General features: G+C 38.1%; 18 protein-coding genes. 16 read left to right on the top strand and 2 right to left on the bottom strand.

The window, feature by feature from the left end; genetic code table 11:
* The first annotated feature begins 8 nt into the window (after positions 1–8).
* Positions 9–2423, top strand: coding sequence for a glycogen/starch/alpha-glucan phosphorylase (locus tag Q0K35_RS02820; RefSeq protein ID WP_294561159.1), 2415 nt, complete (start codon positions 9–11; stop codon positions 2421–2423).
* A 253-nt stretch (positions 2424–2676) separates the two neighbouring features.
* Here Q0K35_RS02820 and Q0K35_RS02815 read toward each other — a convergent pair whose 3' ends face one another.
* Positions 2677–2826 (bottom strand): hypothetical protein, encoded by a 150-nt coding sequence (locus Q0K35_RS02815; RefSeq protein ID WP_294561158.1) that lies wholly within the window; start codon positions 2824–2826, stop codon positions 2677–2679.
* Positions 2827–3012: 186 nt separating this feature from the next.
* Between Q0K35_RS02815 and Q0K35_RS02810 the strand changes: the two genes are divergently transcribed.
* On the top strand, positions 3013–4971 hold the full coding sequence (locus Q0K35_RS02810; protein WP_294561157.1) for a S9 family peptidase: 1959 nt from the start codon (positions 3013–3015) through the stop codon (positions 4969–4971).
* Between the two features lie 22 nt (positions 4972–4993).
* Here the strand turns inward: Q0K35_RS02810 and Q0K35_RS02805 are convergent, their stop codons facing one another.
* Positions 4994–5875: an HAD family hydrolase gene (locus tag Q0K35_RS02805; protein WP_294561156.1), complete on the bottom strand. Its 882-nt coding sequence runs from the start codon at positions 5873–5875 to the stop codon at positions 4994–4996.
* A gap of 261 nt (positions 5876–6136) precedes the next feature.
* Between Q0K35_RS02805 and Q0K35_RS02800 the strand changes: the two genes are divergently transcribed.
* From Q0K35_RS02800 to glgA, 14 genes are all read left to right on the top strand, one after another.
* Positions 6137–7519: a TldD/PmbA family protein gene (locus Q0K35_RS02800; RefSeq protein ID WP_294561155.1), complete on the top strand. Its 1383-nt coding sequence runs from the start codon at positions 6137–6139 to the stop codon at positions 7517–7519.
* A gap of 3 nt (positions 7520–7522) precedes the next feature.
* Positions 7523–8854 (top strand): TldD/PmbA family protein, encoded by a 1332-nt coding sequence (locus tag Q0K35_RS02795; RefSeq protein ID WP_294561154.1) that lies wholly within the window; start codon positions 7523–7525, stop codon positions 8852–8854.
* A 1-nt stretch (position 8855) separates the two neighbouring features.
* Entirely contained in the window at positions 8856–9452 is a 597-nt protein-coding gene (locus Q0K35_RS02790; RefSeq protein ID WP_294561153.1) for a PH domain-containing protein, read from the top strand.
* Between the two features lie 135 nt (positions 9453–9587).
* Positions 9588–11705: a type I pullulanase gene (gene pulA, locus Q0K35_RS02785; RefSeq protein ID WP_294561152.1), complete on the top strand. Its 2118-nt coding sequence runs from the start codon at positions 9588–9590 to the stop codon at positions 11703–11705.
* Positions 11702–12052 carry a DUF4234 domain-containing protein gene (locus Q0K35_RS02780; RefSeq protein ID WP_294561151.1) on the top strand — a complete coding sequence of 117 codons (351 nt, stop codon included), beginning with the start codon at positions 11702–11704 and terminating at the stop codon, positions 12050–12052. The genes pulA and Q0K35_RS02780 overlap by 4 nt, the downstream gene beginning before the upstream one ends.
* Positions 12033–12410, top strand: coding sequence for a DUF2752 domain-containing protein (locus Q0K35_RS02775; protein ID WP_294561150.1), 378 nt, complete (start codon positions 12033–12035; stop codon positions 12408–12410). The genes Q0K35_RS02780 and Q0K35_RS02775 overlap by 20 nt, the downstream gene beginning before the upstream one ends.
* 53 nt (positions 12411–12463) lie before the next feature.
* Complete coding sequence (locus Q0K35_RS02770; protein WP_294561149.1) at positions 12464–13624, top strand: extracellular solute-binding protein; 1161 nt, start codon at positions 12464–12466, stop codon at positions 13622–13624.
* Position 13625: 1 nt separating this feature from the next.
* The gene (locus Q0K35_RS02765; RefSeq protein WP_294561148.1) at positions 13626–14294 is read left to right on the top strand and encodes a uracil-DNA glycosylase; all 669 of its coding nucleotides are present in this window, start codon (positions 13626–13628) and stop codon (positions 14292–14294) included.
* Entirely contained in the window at positions 14294–15529 is a 1236-nt protein-coding gene (locus Q0K35_RS02760) for a folylpolyglutamate synthase/dihydrofolate synthase family protein (RefSeq protein WP_294561147.1), read from the top strand. The genes Q0K35_RS02765 and Q0K35_RS02760 overlap by 1 nt, the downstream gene beginning before the upstream one ends.
* An 85-nt stretch (positions 15530–15614) precedes the next feature.
* Positions 15615–16190 (top strand): phosphate propanoyltransferase, encoded by a 576-nt coding sequence (locus tag Q0K35_RS02755; RefSeq protein WP_294561146.1) that lies wholly within the window; start codon positions 15615–15617, stop codon positions 16188–16190.
* Between the two features lie 206 nt (positions 16191–16396).
* Positions 16397–17518 carry a glycerate kinase gene (locus Q0K35_RS02750; protein WP_294561145.1) on the top strand — a complete coding sequence of 374 codons (1122 nt, stop codon included), beginning with the start codon at positions 16397–16399 and terminating at the stop codon, positions 17516–17518.
* Positions 17519–18021: 503 nt separating this feature from the next.
* On the top strand, positions 18022–19149 hold the full coding sequence (locus Q0K35_RS02745) for a glucose-1-phosphate adenylyltransferase (protein ID WP_294561144.1): 1128 nt from the start codon (positions 18022–18024) through the stop codon (positions 19147–19149).
* A 5-nt stretch (positions 19150–19154) separates the two neighbouring features.
* Positions 19155–20270 (top strand): glucose-1-phosphate adenylyltransferase subunit GlgD, encoded by a 1116-nt coding sequence (glgD, locus tag Q0K35_RS02740; protein ID WP_294561143.1) that lies wholly within the window; start codon positions 19155–19157, stop codon positions 20268–20270.
* Positions 20270–21712, top strand: coding sequence for a glycogen synthase GlgA (gene glgA, locus Q0K35_RS02735; protein ID WP_294561142.1), 1443 nt, complete (start codon positions 20270–20272; stop codon positions 21710–21712). The genes glgD and glgA overlap by 1 nt, the downstream gene beginning before the upstream one ends.
* The last annotated feature ends 135 nt before the right edge of the window (positions 21713–21847 follow it).

Below are 21847 nucleotides of genomic sequence, written 5' to 3'. Positions count from 1 at the left end.
AGGTAATTATGGGATATAAATTTAAAAACAAGGAAGAGTTTAAAGAAGAATTTAAAACGAGAATTATCGCAAAATATGGCCGTTCCATAGAACAATCCCACATCACTGAAAAGTATATGGTACTTGGGACAATGATCCGTGACTATGCCGCTATGAACTGGAAGGCTAGCAAGGAAGAAATTGCCAAGAAAAATGAAAAACAGATGTATTATTTTTCTATGGAATTTTTAATTGGCCGATTACTGACAAACAATCTGATGAATTTAGGCATCTATGATATCGTCAAAGATGGTTTGAATGATTTAGGTATTGATATTAATGAGCTGGAAGAAATGGAAAGCGATGCTGGCTTAGGCAATGGCGGTTTGGGCCGTCTTGCTGCCTGTTTCCTTGATTCATTAGCTTCATTGGGATATGCAGGACATGGTAACTGCATTCGTTATGAATATGGTCTTTTCAAACAGAAGATCGTAGATGGCAAGCAGGTTGAGGTTCCTGATCAGTGGCTGAAGCTGGGAAATGTTTGGGAAGTAAGAAAACCAAAACATGCTGTCAATGTTAAATTCTATGGTACAGTGGAAATGGAAATGGATATCTATGGAAAAGCGAAGATCAATCATGTTGGAGCACAGATCATTCAGGCCGTTCCATACGATATGGAAGTAGTAGGACATAATACGAATTTAACGAATACCCTTCGTCTGTGGAGTGCTGAGCCGGCAGAAGATGCATCTAATTCACAGGAATTCAGTGAATATATCCGTGATGTCATAGCAATCAATCAGAATGTTTATCCGGATGATTCAACAGAAGCCGGAAGATATCTGCGTTTGAAACAGCAATATTTCTTTGTGTCAGCAGGTCTGACGGCATTAATCAAGGCTCATCTTCGTGTGTATGATACGTTGGATAATTTCGCAGAGAAGAATGCGATCCAGTTAAATGACACGCATCCGGTATTAGCTATTCCGGAATTAATGCGTATCCTGATGGATGATTATCTGTATGAATGGGATGATGCGTTTAGGATCGTTCAGGAATCAGTGGCTTATACCAATCATACCGTGTTATCAGAAGCATTGGAAAAATGGCCGGTGAAGATGATTCAGACATTATTGCCTAGAATCTATATGATTATTGAAGAAATTGATCGTCGTTACTGCTATGATCTCAACTATAAATATTACCGTCCTGACCTGATTAATTCAACAAGGATCATCATTGACGGACAGGTACATATGGCTCATCTTGCAATCATCGGTTCTCATTCTGTTAATGGTGTAGCTTCTTTACATACACAGATTTTGATCAATGATGTTTTCAAGAATCAATATGCGATCGAACCGCAAAAGTTTAATAATAAGACCAATGGTATCACGCATCGCCGTTGGCTGGTATATTCAAATCCACAATTAAAAGCCTTATTAGATAAAACGATCGGAAGCAGTTATATCGATCATCCGCAAGATCTGGAAAAACTCATGAATTATGTAGATGATGTCCAGATTCAAGAAGAATTCTTACAGGTAAAGCTTGAAAGAAAGAAGATTTTGGCTGCTTATATCAAAGAGGTAACAGGAATAGAAGTGGATATCAATTCAATTTTTGATGTTCAGGCAAAGCGTCTGCATGCTTACAAACGTCAGCTCCTGAATGTCATGCACATCATCTATCTGTATCAGAAGATGAAGGAAGATCCGAATTTCAAGATCTTCCCACGTACCTTTATCTTTGCGGCAAAGGCAGCTCCGGCTTATACATTTGCGAAAAAAGTGATTCAGCTGATCCATGCGATTGCCGAAAAGGTGAATAATGATCCGGAAATTTCACAATATATGAAAGTTGTCTTTATTCCTAATTATGGTGTCAGCATTGCGGAAATATTGATGAATGCAGCGGATGTCAGCGAACAGATCTCTACGGCAGGAAAAGAAGCCAGCGGTACAGGTAATATGAAATTTATGATGAATGGTGCCATTACTTTGGGAACACTGGATGGAGCCAATGTGGAAATCGTTGACCGTGTCGGCTATGACAATGCTTTGATCTTCGGATTAAAGGTAGAAGATGTAGAAACGATGAAGCGTGCAAATTCTTATAATGTATGGGATTACTATAACCATATTCCGCATTTAAAGAAAATCGTTGATTCATTTATCGATGGTACATGGGCTGAAAACAGGGATGAGTTTAAGATCATTTATGATGAATTGATGTTTAAGAATGATGAATATTTCCTGTTAGCTGATTTTGATGCATATCAGGCAACTCAGGCACGCATTCGTGAGCATTACAAAGATCGTCATCACTGGGCCAAGATGTGTTTGGTGAATATCGCAAAGAGCGGATATTTCTCAAGCGATCGAACGATCGAGGAATATGTACGGGATATCTGGCATTTAAATAAGATCACAGTTAAGTAGACCTCTGTCATAGAGGCCTATATGAAAACTGAAAAAAGATTTGGAAATAACTCCAAACCTTTGTGAATAATATTATATTATATCTTCTTTATCTGTATGTAGGCATTGCCGAAAGATATGATAAGACATGTGAAAATGACGATATCTGCATAATTTCGGGAAATGTTGCCGGTGACGTATAAAATAACCAATATGATTAAAATAAAGGCAGATATGATTCTAAATACATTTTTAGGAGTCATATACTTCCACCTCAAATTTCCATACGACAGCTGAGTTGGCTGCTTAAAGTAAAACTTGAAATCAGATTTTTTGTTTCATTCGCATGTATCTTAACTTCCGTTAAGATTTTGTTTGTTTCAAGAATGATGCATGCCTGTCTTATATTTCTGTTAATGAACATATGTCCCTTCCTTTCCATTCCTCTGATTTCATTTTAACACGCCGTATTTTGGATGTAAATACAAAGTGAATGATGAACCTTATAATCAAATAAATCTTACTTTATTACTAGTTTTTTTGATATGAAGGTGTTACTTTTCATCTTTGTATTTTGAGAGTATAATGTTTAAAAAAGAGAGGGCTTGATATGGAAAAATTAGCATTGAAGGATTTTTTAAAGTACCGTTTCATCAGTAATCTGAAGCTTGGTCAAGATGGCAGCTGTGTATTTGCACTTCATGAGTGTGAAGAGGAAAATAACAGCTATCGCAATAATTTGTATATGTTGAAGGATGGTGAATGTCGTCCGCTTACTCAAAGTGGTAAGGATGGACAATTTCAATTTATCGATCCGGTAACGCTTTTATTTATCAGTCATCGAGAAGCATCAAAAGATGAAGAAGAAAAAACTTCATTTTATAAGATTTCATTAGATGGAGGAGAAGCTATCAAGGCTTTTGATGTACCGTTCGCAGTTGCTTCTTTTGAATGTATCTCAAAGGATGTGTATTTATTAGCTGTGCGATATGATAAAGACTATTCTTATGGGGATGATTGCCAGATTAAAGAAGAACGTCTTAAGCGCAAAAAAGAAGATGAGGATTATGAGGTTTTCACGAAAATTCCTTTTTATTTCAATGGTGCCGGTTTTGTAAGCAATACGATCATCCGTTTATATCTTTATGATGCCTCTGCTGATGAATTAACAGCAATCACATCAGATGAGATCAATGTATCATCTTATCGGTTGAATAAAGAGAAGAATGAGGTTTTGTTTGTTGCGAATGAGGATTTAAAGAAAACAACGGATAAAAATAGTATCCAGATTTATTCTTTTGAAAATAAGTCTACATCAGTCCTGCTTCCTGAAAAGGAGTATCAGATTTCCGATGCCTTTTACTTTAATGATTATATTTTATTCATAGGAAATTGTGAATGGAAGCATGGAAGAAATGAGAATGAGCGTTTCTTTTTATTGGATGATCAAGGAAATGTTTCTCTTTTCTATGACAATGAGATGAGCCTTTGGGGAAGCGTAGGCAGTGACTGCCGCTATGGTGGAGGAATTTTTATGAAAGCAGATCAAAATATCCTCTATTATATTTCGACTGTCAATGAAGATAGTGTCATAATGTCCTTGAATGCCGATAAGCAATGCAAAGAAGTCGTGCATATCAGCGGCAGTGTTGATTGCTTTGATGTTTGTGACGGTAAGCTTATGTTTGTAGGTATGAAGGATGGCAAATTACAGGAGGTTTATGAATATCAGGATGCTCAGGTCATTCAGAAAACCTGTCTGAATGAGGATGTCTTGAAAAATAAATATGTGAGCGATTATGAAGAGGTAAGATTTGTAAATGATGGGATTGATTTTGTTGGCTGGGTCTTAAAACCGGTTGACTATGATCCAAATAAAACATATCCGGCTATTCTGGATATTCATGGCGGCCCTAAAACAGCTTATGGCAAGGTGTTCTACCATGAAATGCAGGTATGGGCAAATCTTGGTTATTTTGTGTTCTTTACCAATCCAAGAGGTAGTGATGGCCGAGATAATGAGTTTATGGATATATTTGGTAAATATGGCACGATCGACTATGATGACCTGATGAAGTTTACCGATGCTGTGCTTGAAAAGTATCCGGCTATTGATAAAGCTCGTTTAGGTGTTACCGGCGGCAGTTATGGTGGTTTCATGACAAATTGGATCATCTCTCATACGAATCGCTTTGCATGTGCGGCAACACAGCGTTCCATCAGTAACTGGATTTCCTTCTATGGTACCAGTGATATCGGACATACTTTTGCATCCGATCAGATACATGGCAACATCTTTGATTCTTATGAAAAATTATGGGAGCATTCACCGTTGAAATATGCAAAGAATATTCAAACACCGACTCTTTTTATCCACAGTGATCAGGATTATCGCTGTCCGCTGGAACAGGGCTTGCAATTATATACGGCAATGGTTGATTTAGGAATTGAGGCTCGATTTGTTCTTTTCCATGGTGAAAATCATGAGCTCAGCCGCAGTGGCAAACCAAAGCACCGTGTAAGAAGATTAGAAGAGATTACGGCTTGGATGGAAAAATATTTAAAATAAGGAAGGACGTTGATCCTTCCTTTTATTCATGAAGCACAAATCGGTATAGTGCCTTTGCAACTCCGCTTTGGGTATTGGCACAGGTAACATATGTGGCCTCTTTTTTGATCCTTTCTTCGGCATTATCCATAGCTACTGAAATACCTGCAGCTTTAAACATATCTACATCATTTTCACCATCACCAAAAGCGATTACCTCATCCTTTGATAAACCTGCTTCTTCCATATATCTTCTTAAGGTCTGGCCTTTGCTGATGTTCTTAGGTGTGATCTCAAGCATTCTCGGACAAGTACGCACGACCTGATAATTTTTTAAATCATTCTTGATCGTGGCTTCGATCTGATCCAAATAATCGGCATTATGACTTATATTGACCTTATTTAGCTTATCTCTGTCAATTTCCTGAAAATTCTTGATCAGTTTCTGATTGGGATAGCCGCTTCGATTATCACTGATCCAGCTCCATGCCCCACTGACCCAAGGATAATCATCCGGCAGTTTTCTTCTTTCCCGTTCTTCTCTTTTATAAATATATAAAACATCCGGGATATAACAATAAAAGCCATCATCAAAATATACCTGTATCTCAACATCAAAGGCTGACAGATAGTTGCAGATATCCATGACTTCATCACGATGCAGCTGTTGAAAGATCCTTCTTTTATTGGTTTTAGGATCATAGATGGCCATCCCATTGACTTCGATCAGTAAACCGCCATATTCATTTAGATGAAGCTTTTGGGCATAAGGAAGCAGACGGCGATGACTCCGCCCGCTTGCCAGGATGACCTGAATGCCCTTTTGCTGGGCGGTCATCAAGGCCTGAATATTTTCCATGCTGATTTCATCCTTATAATCCAGCAAGGTTCCATCCATATCAGTTACGATAAGCTTTATAGACATAGATCATTTTCTCCTTTTTAAAATCTAAAAGTATCATATCAAAAAAAACTCCTGTTTTCCATACCGGAAAAACAGCAGCCTTTTATAATAAATATCCAATAATAGGTCCGATGACCATGGCAGCACAGATGAGCAGTAATATAATTGCTTTGACCTTTCGTTTGATAAACATCACTCCTTGTTAATAAATTATAACTTTTTGAGAGAAAAAGTAAATACTTTCGAATGAAGTTTGGTATAATGAAGGCAAGAGGTGATGATATGCTTGAAAAAGCTCAGCTGCATGAGATATTAGAAGCTTGTTTATCAAGCGGAGGTGACCATGCGGAAATATTTGAAGAAAGAAAGGTAACGCATCAATATTCTCTTTTAAACGGGAAGGTGGATAATGCAAACAGCGGCATGATTTATGGTGCCGGAATCAGGATCTTTCATGGAAATGAATCGGTCTATGGTTATTCCAATGATACTTCTATGGAAAATATGATGCATATGGCTGAAAAGCTTGCCCAGTCATTTGAAGGTGAAAGAAAAGAAATAACCTTTGAATTAAAAGAAGTTGTCTATGAAAACAAACATCCGATCAAGATCGATCCGGAAAATGTATCAAGTGATAAGAAGATCGAACTTGCTCGCAAGGCATCATTGGCAGCAATGAACTATGATGAAGTGATCAAAAAGGTCATGGCTTCTTATTTGGATGAAAAGCAGGAAGTAGCGATCTCGAATACTGAAGGAAAATATATTCGTGATACTCGTATTCGTACTCGTTTGGCAGTGCAGGCGATTGCGATGGAGGGCGATAAGATGGAAACGGGCTTTTATGGTCCCGGAGCATCCAAAGGTCTGGAATTTTATGATGAGATCGATGTGGAGGAAGCCGGTCGTGAGGCGGCACGTATTGCCAAGACGATGCTGTTTGCGGATGAGTGTCCGAGCGGAACGATGCCGGTCATCATTGATAATGGCTTTGGTGGTGTGATCTTCCATGAAGCTTGCGGACATGCACTGGAAGCAAGTGCTGTTGCGAAAGGACAGTCGGTATTCTGCGGCAAGCTGAATGAAAAGATTGCCAATGAAAAAGTCAGTGCGGTCGATGATGGTACGATTCCGAATGCATGGGGTTCTGCGAATATTGATGATGAAGGAAATTTCACAAAACGCAATTTATTGATTGAAAAAGGTATCTTAAAAGGATATATGGTGGATAGCCTGAATGGCAGAAGAATGAATATGCCATCTACTTCAAGCTCAAGAAGACAGTCTTATAAATATGAAACGACATCCCGTATGACCAATACTTTTATTTTGCCGGGAGAAGATGAGCTGGAGGACATGATCAAGGATACGGCTTATGGTCTTTACTGTAAGTCCATGAGCGGTGGCAGCGTCAATCCAAGCACCGGTGATTTTAACTTTGCCGTTCAGGAAGGGTATCTGATCCGGGATGGCAAGATTGTTAAGCCGGTGAAGGGTGCCAGTCTGATCGGCAATGGTGCAGAAACACTTTTGAAAATTGATCGTGTCGGCAAGAATCTATCGCGTGCCCAAGGAATGTGCGGTGCCAGCAGTGGCAGTATTCCGACAGATGTCGGACAGCCTGCAATTCGTGTGAGCAGCATGATCGTAGGAGGAAGGGAGTAAGCTATGAATACACAGAAATTGATTGAAAAAGCAAGGTCAGCCGGCATTGAAACAATTGAGATCTATATTCAAAAGGCTGAAAAAGAATCTATCAATGTCTATGAACAAAAGGTGGATAGCTTTACGATCGCACAAAGCGGCGGTTTAGCGATTCGCGGTCTGTATCAGGGAAAGATGGGCTATTGCTTTTTAGAAGAAGATAGTGATGATAATATAGACTTATGTATCGAAATGATCAAATCTAACGCACAGGCCATTGAAAGTGAAGATAGTGCCATGATTTATCAGGGGGATAAGAATTATCCTGAAATTGAAAAAAGCGTCAGTCATATGTCTGAAACGAGTGTTACAGATAAGATCAATTTTTTGAAAGAAGTAGAAGAAAAACTGTTGAATGCAGATGAACGGATTTCACAGGTCATGGAAACGATGATGGAAAGTGAAAAAGCCGAAACAAGGATCGTTAATTCACTGGGAATGGATATTTCCAAGAGTGATGAAGTTTGTGTTTTCTATGCAAATGTGCTGGCTAATGAAGAAAATGATCATAAGTCGGCTTATGAGATCCGAGTTTTGAGGGATATTGAACATTATGATGTAGATGCATTCGTGGCTGATCTGAAAAACAAAGTGCTCAGTAAATTAAATGCCGTTCAGGTAAAAAGCGGCAAGTATAAGGTCATCTTGAAAAATGAGGCAATGTGCAGCCTGCTTGGAGCTTTATGCGGACTCTTCAATGGTGAGAATGTTTATAAGGGAATCAGTCAGCTCAAGGATAAATGTGGTGAAATGATCTTTGATGAGAAGATTACGATCAAGGATGATCCTTTGAAAAAGGATGGTTTGTCAAGCAGCCCATTTGATGATGAAGGGGTGGCCTGTTTCACTAAGACGATCGTGGATCATGGAAGACTGAAGATGTTTCTGCATAACCAGAAGTCTGCTGCCATGATGAAGTGTGAATCAACAGGTAACGGTTTTAAGAGCGGGTATGCATCAAGCGTAGGTATTTCTCCTACCAATTTCTATATTGAGAATGGAGAAAACAGCTTTGATGAGCTTTTAGCGATCATGAAAGACGGCTTGGTCATCGATGAATTAAATGGCCTTCATGCAGGCTTGAATCCTATATCAACAGATTTCTCACTGCAGGCCAGCGGCTATCTTGTGGAGAATGGAAAGATCACTCGTCCGGTCAATCTATTTACCGTTGCAGGTAATTTCTTAAGTATGATGAAAGAGGTAGAAGCCGTAGGCAATGATACCTATGATTCTTTGTCAGGCATCAGTTCTCCATCTTTGCTGTTGAATGAATTATCGATCAGTGGTGAGTAAGATGGATGAAAGAGTAGAAATACGGGATCTCATAAAAAATAATGAAACAATTCTTTGTGAAATGAAGCCGGATAAATTCTGTTACTGTTTTCTGCCATCATTAAGAATGCTTCCTATTGCTGTCATATGGGGTTGTATTGATATCATATTCATTGTTAACTTTTTACATTTTGCTTCCGGTTTGATGCTTTTATTTCTTATCGCATTCTTCGCTATTCATCTTTATCCGTGTTACAGCGTATTTACTTCTTTTATAAGAAGGCGTATCGAATGGGAAAATGTACGATATGCTGTTACCGATCATCGTGTGATACAAGTAGGCGGAGCCTTAGGAGTCGAAGTGCGAAGTATTGACCATCATGAAATTGATCATGTAAATATTACGATGGGTCTGATTGAAAAGCTTAGACATGTCGGTTCGATCCATATTACAAGTGATTCAGGTAAGATTGATTTCATCGGTATTGATAATCCTGTAAAGGTTTATAAGATGCTGACTAAAACAAGCTTCGATGTCAAGAGCGATATCGAATATCCAAATGCTTTGCGTCCTGATAATAATCCGGGTTATCAGACAAAGTATGATAATAAAGAATAAAATTTATACCCCAGTATTGCTATACTGGGGTTACTTGTATATTCAGCTGTTCTTTTATTTGAAAATGAGTTTTCATTATTCATGAGCTTGATAAAAACTTGTATGCAAGAGTTAAAAGTATGGTATAATCTTTTTATGAGGCAGATTAATTATTTTGAAGCTTATTTAGACGATTTTGATAAGATCGTCATTTATATGTCAAAACAAAGCTATGAGGGAAACAGCCGTCTTTTTTATCTTGAAGATGAGAACGGAAGATTGGAAGATCTTGAAATTCAGACAATTGAACCGACGAGTAAAAATTACAATAAATATACATGTAAGACTCAAAAATCTGTAGAAATAGGAAAGGAATATCATGTCCTGCATGAATATGCACGCAGGTGTCCTTTAAAAACAGGTTATATTACGAAGCTTTTGGCATTTGATGAACAATTTAGCTATGATGGTAATGATCTGGGAGCTGTTTATACAAAGGAAAAGACCGTGTTTAAATTATGGGCACCAACTGCGGTAAAAGTCCGTTTGCATCTGGATGGAATCTCTTATCCGATGGAAAGAAAAGATCGTGGTATTTATGAGGTCACTGTCAATGGCGATATGGAAAAAAAGACGTATCTCTACTATATCTTAGTGGATGGCAGCTGGCAGGCGTGTGAAGATCCATATGGAAAGAGTTCGCTGGCAAATTCAAGATACAGTGTTGTTGTCGATATTGAGAAATTTAAAGATGAAAGGCCATCGTTGCCTGAATTGAAGCATTATACAGATGCGATCATCTATGAGATGAATGTGCGTGATTTTACGGCTCAAAATCAGGATCACGATTTTGAACATCCGAAGCAATTTTTGGGTGTTGTTGAAGAAAATGAACATACGATTCAGAAAAATATCGGTTTTACTTATTTGAAGCAATTGGGAGTGACGCATGTACAGCTGATGCCGGTCATGGATTTCGCCAGTGTCGATGAAAACAATCCTTCGGTTTTCTATAATTGGGGATATGATCCGGCCCAGTTCATGACCCCGGAGGGCAGTTACAGCAGCGATCCGGATGATCCTTATGCGCGTATCGTTGAATTAAAAGAGATGGTACATCAATTGCATAAGGCAGGGATCCGTGTGATCTTTGATGTCGTGTTTAATCATGTTTTTGAGATGGAAGATATGCCGTTGGCAAAGAGCGTTCCTAATTATTATTTTCAGATGAATAATGAAGGCTATTATTCCAATGGTTCCGGATGTGGCAATGATTTTGATTCTAAACGGGCGATGGGAAGAAAATACATCATTGACTGCTGCCGATATCTGATGGAAGTATATCATGTGGATGGCTTTCGCTTTGATTTGATGGGTATCTTGGATGTGGATACGATGAATCAGGTCTATGAAGCTTGTCATCAGATTGATAAGAATGTCATGATCTATGGTGAAGGCTGGAATATGCCAAGTTTTTTGGAGGGTGAGCAGCGGGCCACGATCCTCAATGACTATAAGATGCCGCATATTGCTCATTTCTCGGATCGTTTTCGGGATGTGGCCAAGGGTCAGACAAGAATTGAAGAAGTGTATCAGAAAGGTTATTGCAGCGGTGATCTATCTCAGCTAGCGATGATGAAGGATGTATTAAGTGCTTCTGTTAGTGATGCATATACCTATCGATATTTCATGGAGCCTGTCAATGTCATCAATTATGTTGAATGTCACGATAATCAGACATGCTGGGATAAGCTGAAGGAGTGCTGTAAGGAGGATACTCGTGAGAAAAGGATCATGCGTCAGAAGATGTGTATTGCGGCCGTCCTTTTTGCACAAGGAATCCCGTTTCTTCATTCGGGCCTGGAATTTGCCCGTACAAAATATGGTAAACCTAATACTTATAACAGTAAGGATGATATCAATTGGCTCAACTGGGAGAGAAAAAACACATATGAAACGATCGTTGAATATACGAAGGATTGCATTCAGTTAAGAAAAGATCATGCCTGTTTGCGTTATCCAAGTACGCAAATGATTCAGGAGCATGTATCGTTTGGAGATATCGATGCAACGGTCTTATGTTATCATATTCATGATGGACAAGAAGATCTGATGATCATGTTTAATCCGAGTTATCGGGAGTTTGGCTATCCTTTTGATGGTATTCGCTACCTTCTCTTTTATAACGGCCGTGTTGATCATGAGATTGTGAATGGTTATCTGTCAATCCAGCCATTAAGTGTGATTGTATTAAGCAAAGGAGGATCACGATGAAAAGAAATCTTGCAACTACAATATTGCTGATGATATTTACCTGTGGTTTATATTATGTGTATCTTATTTATGCGATTTCCAGAGAAATGAATGAATTGCAGTATGATTATCGAAATGATCCGGCAATGGATCTTCTGCTTTCACTGATTACCTGTGGAATTTATCATATTTACTGGTACTATAAAATAGGAAAGCAGATTGAGAATTTTCAATATGATCTAGGTATGCGGACAAGCTCAATTTCTCTTTTATGTCCGATATTGGCTGTTTTTCAGTTAGGGTTCATCAGTATGCTGATTCTTGTCAGTGAAATGAATCACTGTATCGATGAAAAAGAGTATTACTAATTTTTTGCTGGTAATTGTCATCTTTGTGGTTTTCTTCATGTGGCAATGCCCGTTTGAAAGAATTACCGGTATTCCTTGTCCGGGATGCATGATGACAACAGCTGCCTATTATCTGCTTTGCTTAGATTTTGAAAAGGCTTTTTATTTCAATCCGGTGATCTATCTTTTAGTTTTGATGTTTTTTCCGCTTCTCTATACGTATTTTAAAGACAGGAAATGGTTTAAAAGACTGTTGACGTTGACATTGGTCATTTGGATGAGCATTTATGTTTATCGCATGATCATGGTCTTTCCAAAGTATCCGATGGCATATGTCGAAGATAATCTGATCGCACGTTTGATCAAAGGAATCAAGTAGTTGAAAAACTGCTTTTTCTTTAGAAATGATGAAAGATATGGTATGATAAAAGAATGAAAAAGATATGGATGTTTCTGATGGCTGCAGCTTTGCTGGCTTCATGCAGCCGAACGATCGAAAATGAAGAAGAAGCTGTGCTGAAAGTAGCTGTTCATGATGAAGCTTATAAAGAGCAGTTAAATGAATTATGGAAGGAAACCTATCCGGATGCCGGGCTTGAAATCAGTGTCGTAAGTCAGGAAGAGATTCAGAATTCTATTGCGAATGGTGAAGATGTGGCTTATGACGTTTATTGGCTGGAAGATAAATATGTTCCTTTGGTCATTGATGAGCTTTTAGAACCTGAAAGTGATGTTGAGGTGAGCTTAAATACCAATTTTAATGATATCTTTGATAAGGTCAGAAAAGTTTATCAGCCGATCATGGCTCAGGGAATGAGCTATTATGCCCTTGATCTGAATAAGATCGAAAATGATGGGATCGATAAGGATACCTTTAAAGAGATTGAGAAAATAGCTGAATTGGATCATGGTTTTTATTATATGGATGATATTTATTTTACTTCGGCTTTCCTTACTTCAAATCTGAATTATCTGCCGGGAAGGGATCGTAATATCATTAATTTTACAGGTTCTGCTTTTCAGGAAGCACTTACTGATTATCAAAAGATTTTAGAGCTCATCGCATGTGATGATCCGGCTTCTTTTGATAACTGGTTTATTCAAAATACATATTATAGCGGCTTTGTCACAGACGGCATGCAGCTGAAGCAGGATGAAGAGGTCAATCAGGGAAGGTATCAGATTACCAAGCTGCCTACCATCAATGGTCATCAGCTTTATACCCAGGCTATCTCTTATGGCTATGTCATCAATAAGGATACCGCTTATCCGAATGCCGCTAAAAATTTGGTCAAGCTGATGCACTCCGTAAAAGGCATGCAGCTGTTATGTAATGATGAGATACGGATACCTTTGATTTTGGAAGATCAGCTGGATCAGTTTACGTTTGAAAATGAACATATTAAAGAAAAAACGATTGCGTTGAATGGGGCAATTTCAAGAAACTGGGTCGGTATTGAAAATAAAACAGAGGGAGCGTTGGATTTTCTTTATTTGGATACAACGATTGAAAAGATGAAGGCTTGCAATCTTGAAGAAATAGAAGCATGTCAGAATGAATTGGATGAAGATTATCAGGAATGGTTAAAATAGTATGGTACATATTGGAAATGATTGGGATCAATTATTAAAAGATGAATTTGAAAAGGATTATTATCAGCAGCTCAGGCGTTTTTTGGCGTATGAGTATAAGCATTATAAGATACATCCGGATATGTATGATATTTTCAATGCGTTAAAATATACGAGCTATCGGGATGTGAAGGTGGTTTTATTGGGACAGGACCCGTATCATGGACCAAATCAGGCACATGGACTATGTTTTTCGGTAAAGAAAGGGGTCATGCCTCCGCCATCCTTAAAAAATATCTTTAAAGAATTACACGATGATGTCGGCTGTACGATTCCTAGTCACGGGGAACTTGTGAAATGGGCCAAAGAAGGAGTATTGATGTTGAACACGGTGCTGACGGTACGGGAAGGTCAGGCGAATTCTCATGCCAATAAGGGTTGGGAAATACTGACAGATCGTATCATTGCTTTATTGAATGAGCGAAAAGAGCCGATCGTTTTCTTACTGTGGGGAAGAAATGCCCAGAATAAGAGCATAATGATCACTAACCCGCATCATCTTGTATTAAAGTGTGCTCACCCTTCACCGCTGTCAGCTTATAATGGTTTTTTCGGATGCCGCCATTTTTCCAAGACGAACGCATTTTTGAAGCAGCATGGCTATACGCCGATTGACTGGCAGATCGATTGATGATGTGGAAGAATGTAGAAGAAGCCATTGCGGTCATTGAAAGACGCCGGCATCATCATTCCGGTCTTGAACTTTTTAAAAAAGCGGTTGCTGAACTGCATGATCCGCAAGATCAGATTCAAACCATTCATGTAGGCGGCACGAATGGCAAAGGAAGCACGGTCAATTATCTGCGCAGCATCTTACAAAGAGCAGGATATCGGGTAGGTACATTTACCTCGCCTTATCTGATCAGTCATCATGACCGTATCCGTATCAACGATATCAGCATCAGTGATGAAAAACTTTTATCTTATATCAATGAAACAGAGTCTTTATGGGAAAAATATGATTTAAGCATGTTTGAAATCGATATGCTGATCGCTTCTTTGTATTTTAGAGATGAAGGGGCAGATATCGCAATTTATGAGGTGGGCATGGGTGGCCGTTTTGATGCGACCAATGTCCTTCAAAACCCCTTGGTGTCTGTGATTACCAATATCGGTATGGATCATATGATGTATCTGGGGGATACCTATGAAAAGATTGCTTATGAAAAAGCGGGCATCATCAAGGATGGTGTTGACTGCATCAGTGCCAGTGACAGAGAGGATTGTTTAAATGTTTTTGAAAGGGAAGCAGAAAAGCATCATTCACATCTCATAAAAATTGCCTCTGTCGATCATGTGCATGTTGATGATTTTTTGTATTTTGAATATCAGAAGCAAGAATATCAATTAAACACAAAGGCACTTTATCAGCGTTTGAATGCAGCCTTAGCCATTGAAACGATTCATTATCTAAATGAGAAAAAGAATTTTGATATCAATGAAACGATGATCAAAGAAGGCTTGTTTGATACGAGCTGGGCCGGACGTTTTGAGATCATGCGTCAGGATCCGCTGATCATCATAGATGGAGCCCATAATTTGGATGGTATCAAAGCCCTTGTTGCTTCTTTACAGAATTATGATAAGATCCATATCATCTTTAGCTGTCTGAAAGATAAAGAAGGAGAAAAGATGCTTGCGGAATTGAGGCGTATCACACAGGATATCGTTCTTTGTGAGTTTGAGAATGAACGTGCTGATAAAGCAGAGCGTTTGGCTCAGCCTTTTTCTTTAAAGGTGGTTGAAGATTATCGGCAGGCGATCGATGAAGGCATGGAGAAAGAAGGAGTCTTGGTCATTTGCGGTTCCCTTTATTTTATTTCGCTTGTCCGCCGTTATCTGAGCAAAAAGTTAGAAAATAATTGAAAGGTTTAAGTTATGCTTTCATTTTACTGTTGAAAAAGTAAAATGAAACTCCTATAATGTAGATGTTAAGTAAGGAGATTATGTTATGTCAAAAGAAAAAGTATTAGTAGAAGTCAGTGCGCGTCATGCTCATTTATCAGACGCTGATCTAGAAACATTATTTGGAAAGGGGTATCAATTAACTCCTAAAAAAGATCTTTCACAACCGGGACAGTTTGCCTGTGAAGAAAAGGTAACGATCAAGGGGGCTCGCGGTGAATTGAAATTAAGTGTTTTAGGTCCTACTCGTAAAGCTACCCAGATCGAACTTTCACTCACAGATGCAAGAACTGTAGGTGTAAAAGCATTGATCCGTGAATCAGGAGATATTGCCGGTACGAATGGCATCATCGTTGCAGGACCTTGTGGTGAAATCGAAATCAAGGAAGGTGTCATTGCGGCAAAACGTCATATCCATATGACACCAAAGGATGCGGAATACTATGGTGTATCCAATGGTCAGATCGTAAGTGTCAAAATAGAAACAGAAGACAGAACGACAACCTTTGGAGATACTGTAATACGTGTATCTGATTCTTATGCACTTGCAATGCATATTGATACAGATGAAGCTAATGCAGCTGGTGTCAGCGGTACAGCTATGGGAGAAATTATTCTTTAATTTTAAAATAAAACACCAGGAAGCTTTTTGAAAATTAAAAAGTTTCCTGGTATTTTTTTGTTTATAGCTTTAAGCATTGTATCAGTATAAAACAGTATTGGATGCTGTGAGTTATGATGCAGATATTGTAGTATTGAATGATGACTATTCAGTTGAAATGACTTATACTAAAGGTAGAAAAGCATTATAAAAGGAGTCATTATATAATGAAAAAAATACTTGTTGTGAGTGATAGTTTTAAAGGAAGCTTAACATCAAAAGAAATTTGTATGATATGGCAGGAAAAATTAAAAAAATATTCATCCCAATTTTCTTGTCATTGTATTCCATTTGCCGATGGCGGCGAAGGAAGTTTAGAAAGTTATCTCTCGTATGGTGGTGTTTTAAATGAGATCATCATTAAAGATAATCTACTTGGTGATATGAAAATTCCTTATGTGGTAGAGAATGATACGATGTTGATAGAATCGGCATCAGTAGTAGGTCTTCCTTTATATCAGGATTATCTTGCTCCCTTAACTCTTAATACATTTAACTTGGGCAAGATCATTCAATTTGGAATTGAAAATGGATTTAGAAAATTTGTTATCTTTTTAGGTGGCAGTGCAACTGTTGACGGAGGTATTGGTTTAGCCGAAGCTTTAGGTTATCGTTTTTTTGATAAAGAGGGAAAACGATTAGCCCCTTTACCTTCAAATATGGAAAAGATTGAAATCATTGATATAAGTAGGGCAGATAGTCGGTTATCTGAATGTACATTTACATTAGGTGTCGATGTAACCAATCCTCTAACTGGAGAAAATGGCTGTGCTTTTGTATTTGGACCGCAAAAAAAAGCTACATATGAGCAATGCATACAGTTGGATAAAGGCTTATATCATTTATCTGATGTGTTAGAGAGGATGACACATCAATCTTTGAAAAAGATAGAAGGATTAGGTGCTGCCGGAGGTTTAGGTCTTTTTCTGGCTGCATTTCATCATGCCAGAATATTAAATGGTACGACCCTTTTGATGGAAAGATTGCACTTAGAATCTGAAATAAAACAAAGCGATTTAATGATTACGGGTGAAGGACGCTTTGATGAACAGTCATTACACGGAAAGCTTATTTCAAACCTCATATCTGAAGCAAAGAAATATAACGTGCCTATTTGGGTCATTACAGGATCCACAACGCTTAAAAATACTCATTATGTTGATCGAATCATTGTGTTAAATGAACAAGAAATTCCATTGGAAAAGAAAATGCTTTCTGCAAAGATAGATTATTCTAAAAAAGTTGATGAAATATTTCAAGAACTCGTTAAGTTTCAATCGTCAGAATAGAGGAAACATGAATCAGAGTAAAAAAGTATTCTTGATAATAGTCTATGTATTGTGAGTTTTATTATTTCTTACATCATATAGAAATTATGTCTATGATAAAACTAGATCAAGTAAAACGGTTGATGTTGATTTGGTGAATGCTGTGAAGAAAGCATGTGGAGGGAATTTATTAATGCTGGAGTTGAGTGGATACACTTGGATATAGCGGATGTCACAGTATTTCTAAGGATAATTGTTATTGTTGTGCCGGTGCAACAGGTGTTGGCCGCAACATTAGGTTATTTATTTAAAAAATAGGATGTCTGTACACAACAGGCATTTTTCTTTTGGAAAAATCATACAATAAAAATCGAAAAAGAGATGAAATTGTAGAAATTAGGTAAAAATAACTTTTTTTATAGGTAAAATATGGAAAGCGTTTTCATCTTTTTTCTCAAAGTAGTAGATATTTTGTGAAAAAGTATTTATAATAGTGGTATAGATGTACCAGGGGGTTATAATTTATGAAACAACAGATGTTGGCAATGATTCTTGCCGGAGGACGCGGTACGCGTCTGGAAGCACTGACAAAGAAAGTTGCAAAACCAGCAGTTTATTTTGGTGGAAAATATCGTATTATTGATTTTCCATTGAGTAACTGTGCTAATTCAGGAATTAATATTGTGGGTGTTTTGACACAATATGAGTCCATTCAATTAAATTCTTATGTTGCCGGAGGAGGTCACTGGGGTCTTGATGCGAAAGACAGCGGTGTTTTTGTTTTGCCGCCCCGTGAAAAAGCAGATACAGAGTTTAATGTGTATCGAGGTACTGCCGATGCGATTACACAAAATATAGATTTTATTGATTCTTATGATCCGGAATATGTACTGATTCTTTCAGGTGATCATATTTATAAGATGAATTATGCCAAGATGTTGGCACATCATAAGGAAAACAATGCTGACTGTACGATTGCAGTCCTGCCGGTTCCGATGAAGGAGGCAAGTCGCTTTGGTATCATGAATACGGATGAAAGCGGCCGGATCATTGAATTTGAAGAAAAACCAAAGGAACCAAAGAGAAAAATAACATCAATGGGTATTTATATCTTTAACTGGAAGTTATTGAGAAAACTATTAAATGATGATGATAAGAATCCTGATTCTCATCATGATTTCGGTAAAGATATCATTCCGACGATGTTAAATGAAGGAAAGCGTTTGTGGTCATGGCGCTTTGAAGGATATTGGAAAGATGTCGGAACGATTTCTTCGTTGTGGGAAGCAAATATGGATCTTTTGTATCGTTCCAAAGAGCTGGATCTTCAGGATCAGACTTGGAAAATATATACACAGGATAAATGTGCGATTCCTCAGTATATTGGAGATCATGGAGATATCATTAATTCGATCATTGACCAGGGCTGTTATATCGATGGAAAAGTGGAAGGCTCAGTGATCTCTACGAGCGTTAAGATCGGTAAAGATGCCTTAGTGCAGGATTCGGTCGTATTGCCGGAGTGTCAGATCGGAGAGGGTGTCCAGCTGCATCGGGTCATTGTCGCAAACGGCATTAAAATAGCCCCTAATATGGTAGTAGGAGATCCAAATAGCGAAGAGATTGAATTGATTTCCAAGAATGTGAGGTAAGAAATATGTGTAATGCACTTGGTATTGTTAATTTTCCGGGATCAAATGTTCGTATAAAGGGAATGCATGATTATCGTCCTATTGCAGCTTTTTCATTTTTAGGACGTTATCGTATGATTGACTTTCCTTTGTCAAATATGACAAATTCCGAAATAGAAGAAATTCAGATTTATTTAAAAAACCGTCCACGTTCCGTATTTTCTCATGTGGGAACAGGACGCCAATATAACATTAACTCAAAACGTGGAGGTATCAGTATCTTATATGGTGAAAATTCTCCGGAATCGGAATTCTATAATACAGATATTGCCAGTTTTAAAGCCAACATGCGAATCATTGAAAAGTCAACGAAGGATTATGTCGTGATTGCTCCAAGTTATATGTTGTATTCGATGAATTATGATACATTGTTGAAAAAACATCTTGAAAGCGGAGCAGATATTACGGTTGTTTATAAGTCGGTGGATGATGCAAAGACACGCTTTATTGACTGTGATACACTGGCTTTAAATAAACAAAAGGGTATATTGTCTATCGGAAAGAACCGGGGCAACTATAAGACTCGAAATATTTCTATGGAAACTTATGTATTATCGAAAAATCTATTCATACAGCTGATCGATGAGGCATTGAAGGTGAGCTCGCTTTATTGGTTTACAGATATCTTAAATGAGAAATGTGAGGAATTAGATATTCGCGGTTATCAGTATCGCGGCTATTTAGCTGCCATTACAGACCTTACAAGCTATTATGAGGCCAATATGGAGCTGATCGATCCGGAAGTGGCTTCTGATCTGTTTAAGGAAGAGTGGCCTATCTATACACGTACGAATGATTCACCTCCGACCAAATATACAGAAGATGCCAAGGTACGCCGATGTGTTATTTCAAATGGTTGTATGATTGAAGGTGAAGTTGAAAATTCGATCATTGGCCGTGGCTGTGTAGTGAAAAAAGGTGCTGTCGTGAAAAATGCGGTTATTTGTCCGAATTCGGTTATTGGAGAGAATGTGTATCTGAATAATATCGTTGTGGATAAGGAAGCGAATATTTCGCGAGTGAAGAACATACAAGGAGTCTGTGGATCACCGGCTTATGTAAGAAAAGGAGATCGTATCTAATGGAAAGAATTATGATGGTTGCTGCGGAAGGCTTGCCGTTTATCAAAAGTGGAGGATTGGCTGATGTCATCGGATCATTGCCGAATGAGTTTAGAGCTCGCGGGTATGATGTCAGAGTTGTTATGCCTTTATATAAAAAGATAGCTATTAATTGGCATGATAAATTTACTTATTTGAGAACTTATACCGTAAATATCAATTATGAAGAAACCCAGGTCAATCTTTTCTATTATATCTATAATGATGTGACATATTATTTTATTGAACATCAGGGATATTTTGAAAGAGAAGCAATGTATGGATATGAGGATGATGGTGAAAGATTTGCCTTTTTCCAGAAAGCTGTATTGGAAATGTTGAATCAGATCGATTATTTCCCTGAGATCATGCATTGTCATGACTGGCATACGGGTATGATCGCCGCTATGTGCAAAGAAAACTTTAATCATGATTATCGCTATCGTGGCATCAAGCATGTCTATACGATCCATAATCTTGCCTTCCAAGGTAATTTTGGAGCTGATATGCTGGAATCTTGTCTTGGGTTAGGCAACTATGTGTTTGATAATGGAAATGTGAAATTTGATGGCGGTATTAGCTTTTTGAAAGCAGGTATCGTCTATTCGGATAAGATCACGACCGTGTCGCCAAGCTATGCGGAAGAAATTAAAACGACCCAGTTTGGTGAAAGAATGGACGCAGTCTTACGTTTCAGAGAAGCTGATCTCTGCGGTGTCGTCAATGGTATTGATACGAAGATGTGGGATCCAGAGAGTGATGCACTGATTACAAAGAATTATACATTTAAGACTTATAAGAAGGGAAAGGCTGAAAATAAAAAGGCTTTACAGAAGAAGTTAGGTCTTGAAGTGGATGAAAATGTCATGATGCTGGGTCTGGTTTCCAGACTTACATGGCAAAAAGGCATCTATCTGATCATCGAACAGTTATTCAATATCTGCAATCAGCCAATTCAGTTAGTCATTCTTGGAAGTGGCGAAGCAGGGCTTGAAGAGAAACTAAGAGAAGCTGAGTGGGGCAATAAAGGAAAGGTTTGCTTCTATTGTGGCTATAATGAAGCACTGTCACATGAAATTTATGCTGCCAGCGATCTCTTCTTGATGCCATCTCTGTTTGAACCATGTGGTATCTCACAGCTTATCTCTATGCACTATGGCACATTGCCACTCGTAAGAGAAACCGGTGGATTGAAAGATACGGTACAGCCTTACAATCAATATACCGGAGAGGGCTGTGGCTTCAGTTTCGCTAACTACAATTCGAATGATATGATGCATGTATTGTGGGAAGCCATTGATCTTTACTATAATAACCCGACAGCATGGAAAGGTATTGTGAAGAATGCCATGGAAAAAGATGTTTCCTGGGCTCAAAGTGCAGAATTTTATCTAGGTATATATCGAGAGCTCTGTGGAGAATAGGAATGAAAAGCACTGGTGACAGTGCTTTTTTAGAAAGGGGATTCTATGTTACATTTTTATAGTGAAAACAAAAAAAAGAAATTAGGATAATTTTGTAGTTATTTATCAGAAATGTCAAGATTTTTGATAATCATG

The organism is uncultured Traorella sp. (genome assembly GCF_944327115.1).
GTDB lineage: Bacteria > Bacillota_I > Bacilli_A > Erysipelotrichales > Erysipelotrichaceae > Traorella.
This window is presented reverse-complemented; position numbering and strand designations above follow the sequence as displayed.